Below are 15580 nucleotides of genomic sequence, written 5' to 3' on the forward strand. Positions count from 1 at the left end.
CGACCACACATCACGGACAGACCAGACCCGCCCACAACGCGCGAATGGCACTGGACGCACCGGGCATGACCAGGAGAACCGCCCTCTCCCTCCCACCGAACATGTCCCTGACCGCCTGGAGCCGTCTGGGCCGGCAGATCTTCATCATCTCCGACTCGTCCGCCTGGTGGCTGGGCGACTGGCTGATCTACGGCCAGGCGCAGTACCCCGACCGTTACAAGCGGGCGATCGCCGAGACCTCGCTGGACTACCAGACCCTGCGGAACTACGCGTGGGTGGCCCGGCAGTTCAGCCTGTCCCGGCGCCGGGAGAAGCTGAGCTTCCAGCACCACGCGGAGGTGGCCAGCCTGCCCGAGCCGGACCAGGAGATCTGGCTCAACCGCGCGGAGAAGGGCTCCTGGTCCCGTAACGAGCTGCGCCGGCGCATCAAGGCGGAGCGCAACGGCGGGGTCGCCGACGAGGTCACCCACATCCAGATGAACGTCATCGCCGAGCAGAAGAAGCGCTGGCAGGAGGCCGCGGAGAGCACCGAGCAGGACCTGCTCGTCTGGATGGTCTCCAACCTGGACCGGGCGGCGCTGGCGGCCCTGGAGGCCAGGGAGTCCGCCGCCCGGTCGGACGCCCTGCCCCAGTCCGCCTGATCCCCCCGGGCCCCACAGGGCCCTCACCGGACGGAGAAGACAGCTTGAGCCCCGATCACGGCGATCCTTCCGAGGACGTCATCGAGACCGCCGTCACCACCGTCCGGGGATCGGAACACCTCCGCCTCCGCTACCTTCCCGACAGCGTCCGCCTGCACGCCCGGACCGCCGGCTCCTCCCCCGCGATCACCTTCGTGGAGTACGGGATGCGCCGGGACACCGGCCGCCGGGAGAAGAGCGACCGGACGATGAGCTACGCCGAGCTGGACGAGCGGGTCCGTGCGGTCGCTGCGGTCCTGCAACGGCGGTGCGAGCCGGGCGACCGGGTGGCGGTGCTCTGCCCGCACGAGCCCGGCTACGTCGTGGCCTTCCTCGCCTGCCTGTACGCGGGCCTCGTCGCGGTTCCGCTGTACGCGCCCGAGGCGCTGCGCAGCAACGAACGGCTGCTGTCGGTGATGGGGGACTGCGCGCCGCGGTGTGTGCTCACCACCTCCGCGGTGCGCCCCTCCGTCCAGCGGCTGCTGGACGGGATGCGGGGCACCGGCGGCACCGACGGCACCGGCGGCACTGACGACGCGGGTGGCGTGCCCGCCGATCTGCTCTGCGTCGACGAGGTCCCCGCGGACGAGGCCGGGAACTGGCGCAGGCCGCGCATGGCGCCGGGCGACGTGGCGTACCTGCAGTACACCTCGGGCTCGACCGGCGCCCCGGCGGGCGTCCGCGTCACGCACCTGAACCTGTCCGTCACCAACCACCAGATCAGGGCGCACTGGCCGTCGTCGGTGATCGCCTCGTGGGTGCCGTTCTTCCACGACTTCGGTCTCGTCTGCGGGATCACCAACCCGCTGGGCGCGGGCGCGCACTCGGTCAACCTCAGCCCGATGGCCTTCGTGCAGGACCCCTACCGCTGGCTGCGCATGATCTCCGACTACCGGGCCGACTGGAGCATCACGCCGAGCTCCAGCCTGGTGCAGTGCGTGCGCAGGGTGACCGGGGAGCGCAGGAGCGAGCTCGACCTGAGTTCGCTGCGGCTGCTGACGATCGCCGCGGAGCCGGTGTACGCCGAGTCCACCGAGGCGTTCACCTCGGCGTTCGCGGTCGGCGGCCTGTCGCCCACCGCCCCGTCCCCCTGCTACGGCCTGGCCGAGGCGACCCTTCCGGTCAGCGCCCCGCCGGTGGGCGAGGGCATGACCGACCGGTGCTTCGACCGCGAGGCCCTGGCCGCCGGCGTGGCCCGCGAGCTCCCGCCCGGCAGCCCGGACACCGTGCGCATCGTCTCCTGCGGGGCGCCGAGCCTGGGGGTGTCGGTGCGGATCCGGCACCGGGAGGACACGAGCGCGCTGCCGGACGGCCGGGTCGGCGAGATCTGGGTGAGCGGGCCCAACGTGGCCGACGGTTACTGGAACCGGCCCGACCGCTCGGCCGCCGTCTTCGCCAAGCACCTGGTCGAGGCGGACGGCGACCTGCTCCCCGGCCCCTGGCTGCGCACGGGCGACCTCGGGTTCCTGCTGGACGGGCGCGTGCACGTGGTCGGCAGGGCCAAGGACATGATCATCATTCGTGGCCGGAACCACTACCCCGACGACATCGAGGCGACCGTGCAGGCCGCGCGGGACGCCGCCTCCGAGGTCGTCTCCGAGGGGTCGGTGGCCGCGTTCTCCGCCGAGATCGACGGCGAGGAACGGCTCGTCGTCCTCGTCGAGGCCGATCCCGCGCTCCTGGCGGCCGACGGGACCGAACGGGAGGTGCTCCTGCGCGGCCTGCGCCAGGAGATCACCCGAAGTCACGGCCTGACCGCGCACGACCTCGTCCTCGTACGGCGCGGCACCCTGCCGCGGACGACCAGTGGGAAGATCCGCCGTGGTGCCTGCCGCGAGCAGTACCTCCGCGGGGAACTCGCCCACTGAGCCGAAGTGGCTTCCCATCCGGAGGTGATGTATGGCCAGGCCCCTTTACGTCTGGGACTATCTGCAGGAGTACGAGAACGAGCGGGAGGACATCCTCGACGCGGTCGACACCGTGTTCCGCTCGGGCCAGCTCGTGCTCGGCCGTGCCGTGCGGGACTTCGAGGCGGACTTCGCCGCCTATCACGGCGTCTCCCACTGCGTGGGCGTGGACAACGGGACGAACGCGATCGTGCTGGCCCTGCAGGCGCTGGGCGTCGGGCCGGGCGACGAGGTGATCACCGTGTCGAACACGGCGGCGCCCACGGTCGTGGCCATCGACGCCACCGGCGCCACCCCCGTCTTCGTCGACGTGCACGAGGACACCTACCTCATGGACGTCGGGCAGGTGGAGGCGGCGATCACCGAGCGCACCCGCTGCCTGCTGCCGGTGCACCTGTACGGCCAGTGCGTCGACATGGAGCCGCTGCGGGAGATCGCCGGCCGGCACGACCTGGTGATCCTGGAGGACTGCGCTCAGGCGCACGCGGCCCGCCATCACGGCCGGATCGCGGGCTCGATGGGCCAGGCCGCCGCGTTCTCCTTCTACCCCACCAAGGTGCTGGGGACGTACGGCGACGGCGGGGCGACGATCACCTCGGACCCGCAGGTGGACGCGGCGCTGCGGCAGCTGCGCTACTACGGCATGAAGGAGCGCTACTACGTCGAGCGGACGCCGGGACACAACAGCCGGCTGGACGAGGTGCACGCCGAGATCCTGCGCCGCAAGCTGACCCGGCTGGACGGCTACGTCGCGGCCCGCAGGGCCGTGGCCGCGCGCTACGCCGAGGCGCTGGCCGGCACCGACGTCGTCGTGCCCGCGGTCGCCCCCGGCAACGAGCACTCCTACTACGTCTACGTGGTCCGCCACCCGCGGCGGGACGACATCATCGAGGCGCTCAAGGCCTACGGCGTGTCGCTCAACATCAGCTACCCGTGGCCGGTGCACACGATGTCGGGGTTCGCGAAGCTCGGGTACCGCACCGGGAGCCTGCCCGTCACCGAGGCGGCGGCCAAGGAGATCTTCTCGCTGCCGATGTACCCGTCGCTGACCGAGAGCGACCAGGCGATGGTGGTCGAGTCGCTGCTCAAGGTGCTGGCGGCCCTGTGACGGAGCGCGGCGGGGGTCGTTCCATGCGGGTGCTGTTCGTCAGCCACGCCGAGAGGACCCATTTCCTGGGGATGGTGCCGCTGGCGTGGGCGCTGCGCAACGCCGGTCACGAGGTGCGGGTGGCCAGCCAGCCGGAGCTGACCGGCGTCATCACCGGCGCGGGCCTGACCGCCGTGCCGGTCGGCGCGGACCACATGCTGCAGCAGTTGCTCACGCACGGCGACAGCCTCGATCCGGACGCCCCGCCGCCGTTCGACATGGCGGAGGACCGGCCGGAGAGGCTGACCTGGGAGTACCTGCGCCGGGGCTACCACGACGAGCTGGTGCCGTGGTGGTGGCGGGTGGTGAACGACCCCATGATCGGGGAGCTGACCGCGTTCTGCCGGCACTGGAGGCCCGACCTGGTGATCTGGGAGCCGGCCACCTACGCGGGGGCGATCGCGGCCAAGGCGTGCGGAGCCGCGCACGCCCGCATGATGTGGAGCCTGGACCTGTTCGCCCGGATGCGCGGCCACTACCTGCGGGTCCGCCGGGAGCAGGCCCCGCACGAGCGCGACGCCATGGCCGAGTGGCTCGGGGCGCGCGGCGCCAAGGTCGGCGTCGCCTTCTCCGAGGACATGACGACCGGGCAGTTCACGATCGACCACACACCGGCCTCGCTGAGGCTGGACGTGCCGCTCCCCTACGTGCCGCTGCGCTACATCCCCTACAACGGCACCGCGGTCGTCCCGCCCTGGCTGCACGTCCCCCCCGTCAAGCCCCGCGTCTGCCTGACGCTGGGCACCTCGGCCACCGAACGCCTGGACGGCTACTCGGTCGACGTGCAGGACATCCTCACCCACCTGGCCGACCTCGACGTCGAGGTGGTGGCCACGCTGCCGGAGAAGCAGCAGGCCGAGCTGGAGAACGTCCCCGGCAACGTCCGCCTGGTCTCCTTCGTCCCCCTGCACGCCCTGGCACCCACCTGCTCGGCCGTGATCGACCACGGCGGTCCGGGCACGGTGTTCACGGTGGCCTCCCACGGCGTGCCGCAGCTCATGGCCCCGAAGCTGTTCGACGAGCCGGTGCTCGCGGAGAACCTCGCCGCGCGGGGCGCCGGACTGGTCCTGCACGGCCGTGACGCCAGTGGCCCGCGGGTGCGCGAGCACCTGCTGCGCCTGCTGGGCGAGCCCTCCTTCGCCGAGGCCGCGGGAAGGCTGCGCGCGGAGATGGAGGCCATGCCCACCCCCAACGAGCTCGTCGGAGAGCTGGAGAGGCTCACCGCCGAACACCGCGGCCGTGCCGTGAGCTGAGCGGCGCGGCCACAGGAAGGAAAGACCATGCGGGTCCTGTTCACGTCGTACGCCGAGAAGAGCCATTTCCTGGGGATGGTGCCGCTGGCGTGGGCGCTGCGCAACGCCGGTCACGAGGTGCGGGTGGCCAGTCAGCCGGAGCTGACCGACGTCATCACCGGCGCGGGCCTGACCGCCGTCCCGGTCGGTAAGAACCACGGCCTCGGCAGGCTCCTGCAGCTCGCCAAGGACACCGGTCAGGAGAAGGATTTCGACATGGCGGAGGACCGCCCCGAGATGCTCACCTGGCAGCAGATCAAGACCGGCTACCAGGGGCACGTCCTGTGGTGGTGCCGGGTGGTGAACGACCCGATGATCGCGGAGCTGACCGAGTACTGCCGTCAGTGGGAGCCGGACCTGGTGATCTGGGAGCCGCTGACCTACGCGGGGTCGATCGCGGCCAAGGCGTGCGGGGCCGCGCACGCCCGCTTCATGTGGGGACTCGACCTGACGGCCCGGATGCGCGGCCACTACCTGCGCGCCCGGCAGGAGGCGGGTGTCGCCACCGACGCGCTCGGCCAGTGGATGGGGGTGCACTCCAGGGGTTTCGGGGTGCCGTTCTCCGAGGACATGACGACCGGGCACTTCACGATCGACTACACGCCCGGCTCGCTACGGCTGGACCTGCCGCTGACGTACGTGCCGCTGCGCTACATCCCCTACAACGGTGTGGCGGTCGTCCCGCCCTGGCTGCACGTCCCCCCGGCGAAACCCCGGGTCTGCCTGACGCTGGGCACCTCGGCCACCGAACGCCTGGACGGCTACTCCGTGCCGGTGCAGGACATCCTGACCAGTCTGGCCGACCTCGACATCGAGGTGGTGGCCACGCTGCCGGAGAAGCAGCAGGCCGAGCTGAGCCACGTCCCCGACAACGTCCGGCTGGTCTCCTTCGTCCCCCTGCACGTCCTCGCCCCGACGTGCTCGGTGATGATCCACCACGGCGGCGGGGGCTCCTTCTCCACCAGCGTCGTCAACGCCGTCCCCCAGCTCATCCTCGCCGACATGTTCGACGCCCCCCTCAAGGGCGAACTCCTCGCACAACAGGGCGCCGGCCTCACCCTGCACAGCAGCCAGGCCACCGGACCCCGCGTCCGCGAACACCTCCTGCGCCTGCTGAACGAACCCTCCTTCACCCAGGCCGCCCAGCGGCTCCGCCAGGAGACCCTCGCCACCCCCGGCCCCAACCAGATCGTCCCCGAACTGGAGAGGCTCACCGCCGAACACCGCGGCCGTGCCGTGAGCTGAGCGGCTCGGCCACAGGAAGGAAAGACCATGCGGGTCCTGTTCACGTCGCACGCGGAGAAGAGTCATTTCCTGGGGATGGTGCCGCTGGCGTGGGCGCTGCGCAACGCGGGCCACGAGGTGCGGGTGGCCAGTCAGCCGGAGCTGACCGACGTCATCACCGGCGCGGGCCTGACCGCCGTCCCCGTCGGCACGGACCACGAGCTGCGGCGCATGACCCAGGTCATGCGGAGGATGAAGCCCGACGCCCCGGCCTTCGACATGGCCGAGGACCGGCCCGAGGTGCTCACCTGGGAGCACCTGAGATGGGGCTACGACGGGGTGGTTCCGTGGTGGTGGCGGGTGGTGAACGACCCGATGATCGCGGGACTGACCGAGTACTGCCGTCAGTGGGAGCCGGACCTGGTGATCTGGGAGCCGCTGACCTACGCGGGGTCGATCGCGGCCAAGGCGTGCGGGGCCGCGCACGCCCGCTTCATGTGGGGACTCGACCTGACGGCCCGGATGCGCGGCCACTACCTGCGCGTCATGGCGCAGCAGCCGCCCGGCGCCCGGCGGGACGTGCTCGCCGAATGGCTGGGGGCGCGCGCCGAACGCTTCGGGGTGCCGTTCTCCGAGGACATGACGACCGGGCAGTTCACGATCGACTACACGCCCGGCTCGCTACGGCTGGACCTGCCGTTGACGTACGTGCCGCTGCGCTACATCCCCTACAACGGTGTGGCGGTCGTCCCCCCCTGGCTGCACGTCCCCCCGGCGAAACCCCGGGTCTGCCTGACGCTGGGCACCTCGGCCACCGAACGCCTGGACGGCTACTCGGTCGACGTGCAGGACATCCTCACCCACCTGGCCGACCTCGACATCGAACTCGTCGCGACCCTTCCGCAGAAGCAGCAGGGCGAGCTGCGCCACGTCCCCGACAACGTCCGGCTGGTCTCCTTCGTCCCCCTGCACGCCCTGACCCCCACCTGCTCGGTGATGATCCACCACGGCGGCGGGGGCTCCTTCTCCACCAGCGTCGTCAACGCCGTCCCCCAGCTCATCCTCGCCGACATGTTCGACGCCCCCCTCAAGGGCGAACTCCTCGCACAACAGGGCGCCGGCCTCACCCTGCACAGCAGCCAGGCCACCGGACCCCGCGTCCGCGAACACCTCCTGCGCCTGCTGAACGAACCCTCCTTCACCCAGGCCGCCCAGCGGCTCCGCCAGGAGACCCTCGCCACCCCCGGCCCCAACCAGATCGTCCCCGAACTGGAACGACTCACCGCCCGGCACCGCGGCGGTGCGGTGAGCCGGGCGGCGCGGTAGGCCGGAGGCCGGGACCGGGGGGCGGCCCGCGGGATCAGACGACGTGCACCTCGGGCACGTACAGGATCCACCTGCCGCCCGCCTCGCGGAAGGCGCGCTCCTTGGCCATGATCTCCTCGGCGTGGTTCCAGGCGAACAGCAGCGCGTAGTCGGGGTAGGGGTCGGCGAACGCGGCCGGCTCCCGCACCGGGATGTGCGAGCCCGGGGTGAGCCTGCCCTGCTTGGCGACGGTGGTGTCGCAGATGAACGGGACCAGGTCCGGGCCGATGCCGCAGTAGTTGGTCACGGTGGCGCTCTTCGCGGTCGCCCCGTAGCCCACGACCCGCTTGCCGTCGTTGCGCAGGTCGCGCAGCAGGGCGGTGAGGTCGTCGCGGATCCGCTCGACGTTGCGGGCGAAGCCCTTGAGCGTGGGCATGGCCGCGAGGTTGCGCTTGTTCTCGTCCTCCAGCAGCTCGGCCACGGCCTCGGACGGGGTCCTCGCGCCGGCGTGGGCCAGCGTGTAGCGGACCTCGCCGCCGTGCACCGGGAGCCTCTCGACGTCGACGAGCTCCAGGTCGAAGCGGGCGGCCATGGCCTGGACCGAGCGGACGGTGAAGAAGTAGAAGTGCTCGTCGTAGATCTGGTCGAAGGAGGTGCGCTCGACGATCTCGGAGAAGTACGGGTCCTCGAAGACGAAGACGCCGGTCGGGGCCAGCAACGCGGTCACCCCGCGCAGGATGGACTCCATGTACGGGATGTGGCAGAGGGTGTTGGCGGCGTAGATGACGTCCGCCCGCCCGTCGGTGGCGAGGATGTCGCGGGCGGTCTCCTCCTCGAAGAAGGACGTGCGCACCCGGATGCCCTTGGCGTGGGCCATCGCGGCCACCCCGCCGGACGGCTCCACGCCCAGGTGCCGGACCCCGGCCTCGGCGATCGCCTTGAGCATCACCCCGTCGTTGCAGCCGAGCTCGACGACGAACGGGTCGTCGCCGGTCAGCTCGGTGGCGAGCAGGCGCCGCGCGAGCTTCTCGAAGTGCTCGCGCATGACCGCCGAGCCCGACGACACGTACGGGTAGTCCTCGTGGAACATGCGGTCCCGGGGGATCTCCTCCATGAGCTGCACCATCGTGCAGGACTCGCATATCCCGACGGCGAGCCGCACGAAGAATTCGTCCGCGAAATCCTCGGGACGGACGAACGCGTCGGAGAGGGGCTGGCGCCCGAAGTCGAAGAATTCGGCAAGGGGACCGGCGCAGACACGGCAGCGCGACTGGGAAGACATACTCGGCTCCTCGATTCGATGTGCACGGGAGGGGTGAATCAACTGAAAATCGTACGGAGATTCGCTTCGGGCATGCCGAAGAAAGGAAGCCGGGAGCGTTTGTTCAGGATACCGTGGCGTCCCCGGCCGCCACTTTCCCGGCATTTCATTGTCATATCGTTATCCGCCGTGCCCGCCGGCGGATCTCGTCGACGAGCCCGGCCTGCGCCAGGGCCTGGCCGGTGTGGGCGGTCTGGTCGCCGCCCTGCCTGACCGAGCGCGCGAACGACTCCAGGATGTTGACGAACTGGCGGTCGGCGGGAAGCGTCCGCTCCTCGACGTGGTCCTGCCGCTCCAGGCGCACGACCGGGCGCATCGAGTCTGGCGAGGTGTAGGCGCGGTCCAGGAAGAGCGACCCGAGCGACCCCCACAGCGAGTACGAGCTGCGGTAGGAGTGCTCGAACCCGAACCTGATCTGCGCGCTGACGCCTCCGGGCGAGCAGAGCAGCGCGCCGCCGTCGACGTCCACCCCGGTGGCGGCGTCGTAGCGCAGGAACGCGCCGCAGACCTCCAGGTCGCCGCCCAGGAAGAGCTGGGCGGCGCGGATCGGGTAGACGCCGACCTCGAACAGGGCCCCGCCACCGAGCTGCGGGCGGTAGCGGAAGTCGCCGGGGTCGCGCGGCGGGATGCCGAAGTCGCCGGCGAAGGAGCGCAGCTCGCCGATGGCCCCCTCGCCGAGCAGCCGCCGCACCTCCTCGTGCTGGGAGTGGTGGGGGAAGACGAGGTTCTCCACCAGCAGCAGCCCGCTCCGCTCGGCCAGGGACAGCAGTCCCCCGGCCTCCTCGCGGCTGACGGCCAGGGGTTTCTCGGCCAGCACGTGCTTGCCGGCCCGCAGCGCGCGGCCGACCCACTCGGCGCGCAGCCCGGTGGGCAGCGGGATGTACACCGCCTCCACGTCGGGGCGCTCCAGGAGTGCCGCGTACCCGGTGACGGCGTCGCAGCCGAAGCGCCGCGCGAAGGTCTCGGCCTTGGCCGTCTCGCGGCTGGCGACCGCCACCGGCAGCACGTCCGGGGTGGCGGTCATCGCGGGCAGCATCCGCCGCCAGGCGATGTCCGCGCACGAGAGCACGCCCATGCGCACCGGTGGGACCGTCAACGCTCTCCTCCCCACAGGCCCTGCAGGCAGGCGACCAGGGTGCGGGCCTGGACGTTGATGTAGTAGCTGTGCCGCAGCAGCCCGGACAGCTGGCCGACGGTGACCCAGGCGTAGTCCTCGGGCACCTCGACGGGGAAGTCGTCCTCGGCCTCGATCACCAGGTACCTGATGACCGCGCCCATGAAGCGTCCTCCCTCCTCCGACAGCATCGCCTCGAAGCGGATCCGGGACGGGTCGGCGTTCAGCACGTACTCCATGAAACGCGGGCGCCGCCCGGCGGGCACGCCCTCGTAGCTCTCGGGCGCGCACTGCAGGGTGGCCGCCAGCTCGACCATGTCCGGCAGGCCGCCCTCCATCCGGGCGTGGACCAGCACGTGCAGCACGCCGTGGATGCGTTTGACGACGAAGGCGACCACTCCCTGGCCGACCGGCACGAACAGGGGCTGGCTCCACGAGCCGACCTCCCGGCCGGCCCCGCTCACCGCGACCGCGGCGACCGTGAAGTACTTGCCCTCCTCGTGGGCGATCTCGTCGCGGGAGCGCTTCCAGTGGGTGACCTGCTCCAGGTTGATGCACCAGCGGTCGACCAGCTTGGTGCTCCTGGCCGCGGTGAACCAGCTCAGCAGGCCGGAGGTGGTGTGCAGGGCGGCCCCGCCGCCGACCACCGAGCGGCGCAGCGCCCCGCAGAAGTCGTCCTCCTCGTCGCCGCCCAGGACCGTGCCGTCGAACGGGACGCACGCCAGCACGGTGCGGGAGTCCATGTTGACGAGGTTGTCGACGCGCAGGAGCTCCTGGAGCTGGCCGATGGTGAGCCAGCAGAAGCCGTCGCGGACCTCGACGTCCTCGGTCACCTCGACGACCATGTTGCGGTTGCGCTTGCACCAGAACCACGACCCGTGCTCGGACTGCAGCACGTCGACGAGCACGCCGCCGGGCCGGGGCCGGGTGAAGTACTCCAGGTAGGGCACGCCCGCGCCGCGGTGCACGCCGACGTAGTTGCTGTGCGTGGCCTGCACGGTGGGCGACAGCTGCACGGAGTTGATGTTGCCCGGCTCCATCTTGGCCTGCATGAGGAAGTGGACGACGCCGTCGATCTCCTTGGCGAGGATGCCGAGGATGCCGATCTCGGACTGGTTGATGATCGGCTGCGACCAGCTCGCCGCCGGATCGGAGCGGGTGCTGACCCGCAGCCCCTCCACGGAGAAGAACCGCCCGCTGCGGTGGACCAGGTTGCCGCTGCCCGGCGCGAAGCTCCAGCCGTCCAGGTCCGCGAAGGGGATCCTGGTGACCTCGGCGCGCTCCGCGCGGTGGCGCTCGGCGAACCACTCCCTGAACTCGGCGAGCGGAAGGACGGCACTGTCCCTGGCCATGGCCGATTTCGTCAGGCGGGTTCTGAACTCATTATTCTCCCGGCGCAGAGAATGTGATATCTGGGGGAGGCTGGTCATGTTCCGACCCTCCGGTCTTTGGATCGCACGGCCTTCGCCGGAGAGTAATTATATAAATCCCGTTAGTCCATTGCATTCGTTCTTCCGGTACGGATCCGAGGCGCCGGGAATCGCTTGACCGCCGGGTTTTCTGAAAATAGCGTTTGTCCCGCTGGCGAGACGGAACGGGGCGGAGCGACCCCTCGTCCGAGGGAGGGTGGCAGCCCGATGAGTTCTTCTGTGAACGGCGGCGGGGACGTCATGGTCGGCAGGGTCGAACCGTGCCGCATCGTCGAGCTCCCGGAGATCGTCGACCCGCGGGGCAGCCTGTGCGTGGTCGAGTCCGGCAAGGAGATCGACTTCGACGTGAAGCGGGCCTACTACATGTTCGGCATGCCGCCGGAGACCCGGCGCGGCGGGCACGGCCACCGCCGCCTGCGGCAGCTGATCATAGCGGTGCACGGAAGCTTCAAGGTCGACGTGGACGACGGTTTCAACAGGCGCACCTTCGTGCTCGACCACCCGCGGCGCGGGCTGTACATGACCCCGATGGTCTGGCGGGACATGGTCGAGTTCGCGCCCGGGACGGTCGGCCTGTGGCTGGTCTCCGAGACCTACGACGAGTCCGACTACTACCGCGACTACGACGAGTTCCTGCGGGACGCGCGGAGCGTGAGGTGAGCGTCCCCTTCCTGGACCTGCGGGCCCCGTACGGGGAGCTGCGCGCCGAGATCGACGCGGCCCTGCAGCGGGTGCTGAGCTCGGGCTGGTACCTGATGGGTCCCGAGCTGGAGGCGTTCGAGGCGGAGTTCGCGGCCTGGTGCGGCAACGCGCACTGCGTGGCGGTGGGCAGCGGCTGTGACGCGCTGGAGCTGTCCCTGCGCGCGATGGGCGTCGGCCCCGGGGACGAGGTGATCGTCCCCTCGCACACGTTCTTCGCGAGCTGGGTGGCGGTCTCCAGGAGCGGCGCGCGGCCGGTGCCGGTGGAGCCGGACGAGCGGACCTGCACCCTCGACCCCGCGCGGATCGAGGCGGCCGTCACGCCCCGCACCAAGGTGATCATGCCGGTGCACCTGTACGGCCACCCCGTCGACCTGCGGGCCGTCGAGGACGTCGCGGCCCGGCACGGCCTGCGGATCCTGCAGGACGCCGCCCAGGCCCACGGCGCCCGCGAGCACGGCCGCCGGATCGGGTCGCGCTCCACGTCCGCGTTCAGCTTCTACCCCGGCAAGAACCTCGGCGCCCTCGGCGACGGCGGCGCCGTGGTGACGGACGACGCCGAGCTGGCCGCGCGGCTGCGGCTGCTGCGCAACGTCGGCTCCCGCGAGAAGTACGTGCACGAGGTCGTGGCGGCCAACTCCCGGCTGGACGAGATGCAGGCCGCCGTGCTGCGGGTCAAGCTCGCGCGGCTGGACGAGTGGAACGAGCGCCGCCGGGCCGTGGCCGCGCGCTACCTGGACGGGCTCAAGGGCGCGGGCGACCTGGTCCTGCCCGTGCCCGCGCCGTGGGCCGAGCCGGTCTGGCACCTGTTCGTCGTGCGCACCGCGCGCCGGCGGGAGCTCCAGGAGCGGCTGGCCGCCGCGGGGATCGGCACGCTGGTCCACTACCCGGTCGCGGTGCACCGCTCCCCCGCCTACGCCGGGCAGGGGTACCCGCCCGGATCGCTGCCGCTGGCCGAACGGCTCGCCGACGAGGTTCTGAGCCTGCCGATGGGCCCCCACCTGGACGACGACGCGGTGGACGCGGTCGTGGCCGCCACGCACGAGGCCTGCGCCTGACGGGACCGGACGGCCGTCCGGTCCCGCCGGGCCGTCAGGTGGCCGAGCCGCTGTCGGGCTGTTCCAGCCACCAGGGGTTGGCCCGCGCCCACTCGATCGTCCTGGACAGGCCGTCCCGCAGGTCGGTGGTGCTGCGCCAGCCGAGCACGGCGAGCGCCTTGGAGGTGTCGGGGACGCGGCGCGACAGGTCCTGGTAGGCGGAGCCGAAGCCGTCGCGCGGGTCCACCGGGACCGCCTTGTCCCCGTCCGTCAGCTCCACCACGAGCTCGATGAGCTCGCGGACGGACGTCTCGACCGAGCTGCCGATGTTGAAGCACTCCCCCAGCGCCACGGCGGCGGTGCCCGCCTCGACGGTGGCGGCGATCGCGTCGTCGACGAAGGTGAAGCAGCGCGTCTGCCCGCCGTCGTCGTACAGGACCGGCGGCAGGCCGCGCAGGGCGCGGTGGATGCTGCGGCTGACCACGAAGCCCGGCCGCTGGCGGGGCCCGTAGACGTTGAAGTAGCGCACGATGGTGGCGTCGAGCCCGCGCTGGCGCATGTAGGCGAACGTCAGGTGCTCGGCCAGCGCCTTGCTGGAGGAGTAGCTCCACCGGTCGGTGGCGGTGCTGCCGAGGACGCGGTCGTCGTCCTCGGCCCACGGCACGGCCGGGTTCTTGCCGAACACCTCGCTGGTGCTGGCCAGCACCAGCCGGGCGCCGGCCCGCTCGGTGAGCTCCAGCACGTTCTTCGTGCCCATGAGGTTGATGTCGATGACGTCGAGGGGACGGTCGATGTACCGGTCGACGCCGACGACGGCCGCCAGGTGGTAGACGGTGTCGACGTCGCCGGTGATCACGCCGGCGAGCGCCTCGGGGTCCCTGATGTCGCCGCCGACGTACCGCGGCGCGGGCCCGTCGTCCCGGCCGGACGGGGGCGGCCCGCCGTCGAAGACCGTGACCTCGTCCCCGCGCCGGACCAGGGCCTCGGCGAGGTGGCTGCCGAGGAAGCCGAGACCACCGGTGACGACCACCTTCGCGGTGTTGCTCGCCATGTCCCCTACCTCCCGATCCCGCGGTAGGCGTACCCGGACTCGCGCAGCAGGTCTATGGTCTCGCGCGGGTAGTAGGCGCGGCCGTCGACGACCGCGCACCCCGGGGCGACCTGCTCGCGGAGCGCGGCGAAGTCGATGTCGTGGAACTCCCGGTGCCAGGCGAGGACGGCCAGGCAGTCGGCGCCGCGCACCGCCTCCTCCAGCGAGGCGGCCTGCGGAAGCCCGAAGAGCTTCTCGGCCTCGTCGGCGTCGACCAGCGGGTCGTACAGGGTGACCTTCGCGCCGGCCTTGAGCAGTTCCTCCACGACCGGCCTGACCGGCGTCTCGCGCAGGTCGCCGGTGTTGTTCTTGAAGGCCAGCCCCAGGACCGTCACCTTCGCGCCCGCCGGGGAGCGGCCCATCCGGGCCAGCTCCTCCACGATGAGGTCGCGGGTGTAGTGCGGCATGGAGTCGTTGACCTCGCGGGCCGCGGGGATCGTCAGCAGGTCGATGCCGCGCTCGCGGGCGGAGCGCCAGACCATCCAGGGGTCCTTGGTCAGGCAGGAGCCGCCCACGCCCACGCTCGGCAGCAGGATGTTGACGTTGCCGTTGCCTTTGGGGATGGAGTTGGCCGCGGAGATGATGTCGAGGACGTCGACGTCCAGCGCCGCGCAGACCCGGGCCAGCTCGTTGGCCAGGGCGATGTTGTGGTCGATCCACCAGTTGTCGGCGAGCTTGACCATCTCGGCCGCCTCCAGGGAGGCCACCGGGATCACCTCGACGCCGATCGCCCGGCGCCAGAACTCCACCGCCGCGGCCGAGGAGTCGGCGCACCAGCCGCCGACGACGATGGGGAAGCTGCGCAGCTCGCGCAGGGCGGTGCCCTCGGAGAGGCGTTCGGGGCAGAAGGCGAGCCCGAAGTCCTCGCCGCAGACCAGGCCGCCGCGCTCCAGCAGCGGCAGCGCCAGGGAGCGGGTCACCCCCGGCGGGACGGTGCTCTTGAAGACCAGCAGCTGGCCGGGCCGGATGTGCCTGCCGAGCTCCTCGCAGGCGCCGCGGAGCTGGCTCTCCTTCATGACGCCGCGCTCGCCGGTGGGCGTGCCGACCGCGACGATCACCACGTCCGCCTCGGAGACGCTCTCGTAGCTCGTGGTGACGCGCAGCCGGCCGCCCGCGTGGCGGGCCACCAGCTCGGGCAGGCCGGCCTCGCTGAACCGGCAGTGCCCGGCGTTCAGCTCCTCGACGAGCACGGGGTCGGTGTCGACCCCGATCACGTTCACGCCCCGGTCGGCCAGGACCGCGGCCACGCACGACCCGACGTATCCCAGGCCGAGAACCGCGGCCGTGATGTTCTCCCGCTCTGGCAGGAAACGCATGTCATCTCCAAAGGTCTG

At 71.3% G+C, this 15580-nt stretch carries 13 protein-coding genes; 8 read left to right on the forward strand and 5 right to left on the reverse strand.

Annotated elements, in window-relative coordinates; genetic code table 11:
- Positions 1–44 precede the first annotated feature (44 nt).
- Genes ACIBCT_RS09190 through ACIBCT_RS09215 form a run of 6 tightly spaced genes read left to right on the forward strand, consistent with a single transcriptional unit; the run spans position 45 to position 7576 of the window.
- The gene (locus ACIBCT_RS09190; RefSeq protein ID WP_399186875.1) at positions 45–641 is read left to right on the forward strand and encodes an LmbU family transcriptional regulator; all 597 of its coding nucleotides are present in this window, start codon (positions 45–47) and stop codon (positions 639–641) included.
- A gap of 44 nt (positions 642–685) precedes the next feature.
- Entirely contained in the window at positions 686–2548 is a 1863-nt protein-coding gene (locus tag ACIBCT_RS09195; RefSeq protein ID WP_399186876.1) for a fatty acyl-AMP ligase, read from the forward strand.
- A 31-nt stretch (positions 2549–2579) separates the two neighbouring features.
- Positions 2580–3695 (forward strand): DegT/DnrJ/EryC1/StrS family aminotransferase, encoded by a 1116-nt coding sequence (locus ACIBCT_RS09200; RefSeq protein WP_399186877.1) that lies wholly within the window; start codon positions 2580–2582, stop codon positions 3693–3695.
- Between the two features lie 23 nt (positions 3696–3718).
- Complete coding sequence (locus ACIBCT_RS09205; protein WP_399187163.1) at positions 3719–4987, forward strand: activator-dependent family glycosyltransferase; 1269 nt, start codon at positions 3719–3721, stop codon at positions 4985–4987.
- Positions 4988–5014: 27 nt separating this feature from the next.
- The gene (locus tag ACIBCT_RS09210) at positions 5015–6271 is read left to right on the forward strand and encodes an activator-dependent family glycosyltransferase (RefSeq protein WP_399186878.1); all 1257 of its coding nucleotides are present in this window, start codon (positions 5015–5017) and stop codon (positions 6269–6271) included.
- A 27-nt stretch (positions 6272–6298) separates the two neighbouring features.
- Positions 6299–7576 carry an activator-dependent family glycosyltransferase gene (locus tag ACIBCT_RS09215; protein ID WP_399186879.1) on the forward strand — a complete coding sequence of 426 codons (1278 nt, stop codon included), beginning with the start codon at positions 6299–6301 and terminating at the stop codon, positions 7574–7576.
- 34 nt (positions 7577–7610) lie between these two features.
- Here the strand turns inward: ACIBCT_RS09215 and ACIBCT_RS09220 are convergent, their stop codons facing one another.
- From ACIBCT_RS09220 to ACIBCT_RS09230, 3 genes are all read right to left on the reverse strand, one after another.
- Positions 7611–8837 carry a class I SAM-dependent methyltransferase gene (locus ACIBCT_RS09220; protein ID WP_344897927.1) on the reverse strand — a complete coding sequence of 409 codons (1227 nt, stop codon included), beginning with the start codon at positions 8835–8837 and terminating at the stop codon, positions 7611–7613.
- A gap of 151 nt (positions 8838–8988) precedes the next feature.
- The gene (locus ACIBCT_RS09225) at positions 8989–9972 is read right to left on the reverse strand and encodes a Gfo/Idh/MocA family protein (protein ID WP_399186880.1); all 984 of its coding nucleotides are present in this window, start codon (positions 9970–9972) and stop codon (positions 8989–8991) included.
- Positions 9969–11342, reverse strand: coding sequence for an NDP-hexose 2,3-dehydratase family protein (locus ACIBCT_RS09230; RefSeq protein ID WP_399186881.1), 1374 nt, complete (start codon positions 11340–11342; stop codon positions 9969–9971). Before ACIBCT_RS09230 ends, ACIBCT_RS09225 begins: the two co-directional genes overlap by 4 nt.
- A 285-nt stretch (positions 11343–11627) precedes the next feature.
- Here ACIBCT_RS09230 and ACIBCT_RS09235 point away from each other — a divergent pair, with 285 nt between their 5' ends.
- Together ACIBCT_RS09235 and ACIBCT_RS09240 are read left to right on the forward strand one after the other, a co-directional pair.
- Positions 11628–12080, forward strand: coding sequence for a sugar 3,4-ketoisomerase (locus tag ACIBCT_RS09235; RefSeq protein ID WP_399186882.1), 453 nt, complete (start codon positions 11628–11630; stop codon positions 12078–12080).
- Positions 12077–13177, forward strand: coding sequence for a DegT/DnrJ/EryC1/StrS family aminotransferase (locus tag ACIBCT_RS09240; protein ID WP_399186883.1), 1101 nt, complete (start codon positions 12077–12079; stop codon positions 13175–13177). Before ACIBCT_RS09235 ends, ACIBCT_RS09240 begins: the two co-directional genes overlap by 4 nt.
- A gap of 34 nt (positions 13178–13211) precedes the next feature.
- Here ACIBCT_RS09240 and ACIBCT_RS09245 read toward each other — a convergent pair whose 3' ends face one another.
- Together ACIBCT_RS09245 and ACIBCT_RS09250 are read right to left on the reverse strand one after the other, a co-directional pair.
- Positions 13212–14207 (reverse strand): NAD-dependent epimerase/dehydratase family protein, encoded by a 996-nt coding sequence (locus tag ACIBCT_RS09245; RefSeq protein WP_399186884.1) that lies wholly within the window; start codon positions 14205–14207, stop codon positions 13212–13214.
- Between the two features lie 5 nt (positions 14208–14212).
- The gene (locus ACIBCT_RS09250; RefSeq protein WP_399186885.1) at positions 14213–15562 is read right to left on the reverse strand and encodes a nucleotide sugar dehydrogenase; all 1350 of its coding nucleotides are present in this window, start codon (positions 15560–15562) and stop codon (positions 14213–14215) included.
- Positions 15563–15580: the final 18 nt, after the last annotated feature.

Origin of the sequence: Streptosporangium sp. NPDC050855, assembly GCF_044456585.1 — a bacterium.
Classification (GTDB): Bacteria; Actinomycetota; Actinomycetes; order Streptosporangiales; family Streptosporangiaceae; genus Streptosporangium; species Streptosporangium longisporum.

Bases quoted from the DNA above. Each gene is read 5' to 3' on its own strand.
- ACIBCT_RS09190 (WP_399186875.1), top strand. From the start codon at position 45: ATGGCACTGGACGCACCGGGCATGACCAGGAGAACCGCCCTCTCCCTC.
- ACIBCT_RS09200 (WP_399186877.1), top strand. From the start codon at position 2,580: ATGGCCAGGCCCCTTTACGTCTGGGACTATCTGCAGGAGTACGAGAAC.
- ACIBCT_RS09205 (WP_399187163.1), top strand. From the start codon at position 3,719: ATGCGGGTGCTGTTCGTCAGCCACGCCGAGAGGACCCATTTCCTGGGG.
- ACIBCT_RS09210 (WP_399186878.1), top strand. From the start codon at position 5,015: ATGCGGGTCCTGTTCACGTCGTACGCCGAGAAGAGCCATTTCCTGGGG.
- ACIBCT_RS09215 (WP_399186879.1), top strand. From the start codon at position 6,299: ATGCGGGTCCTGTTCACGTCGCACGCGGAGAAGAGTCATTTCCTGGGG.
- ACIBCT_RS09220 (WP_344897927.1), bottom strand. From the start codon at position 8,837: ATGTCTTCCCAGTCGCGCTGCCGTGTCTGCGCCGGTCCCCTTGCCGAA.
- ACIBCT_RS09230 (WP_399186881.1), bottom strand. From the start codon at position 11,342: ATGGCCAGGGACAGTGCCGTCCTTCCGCTCGCCGAGTTCAGGGAGTGG.
- ACIBCT_RS09235 (WP_399186882.1), top strand. From the start codon at position 11,628: ATGAGTTCTTCTGTGAACGGCGGCGGGGACGTCATGGTCGGCAGGGTC.
- ACIBCT_RS09245 (WP_399186884.1), bottom strand. From the start codon at position 14,207: ATGGCGAGCAACACCGCGAAGGTGGTCGTCACCGGTGGTCTCGGCTTC.
- ACIBCT_RS09250 (WP_399186885.1), bottom strand. From the start codon at position 15,562: ATGCGTTTCCTGCCAGAGCGGGAGAACATCACGGCCGCGGTTCTCGGC.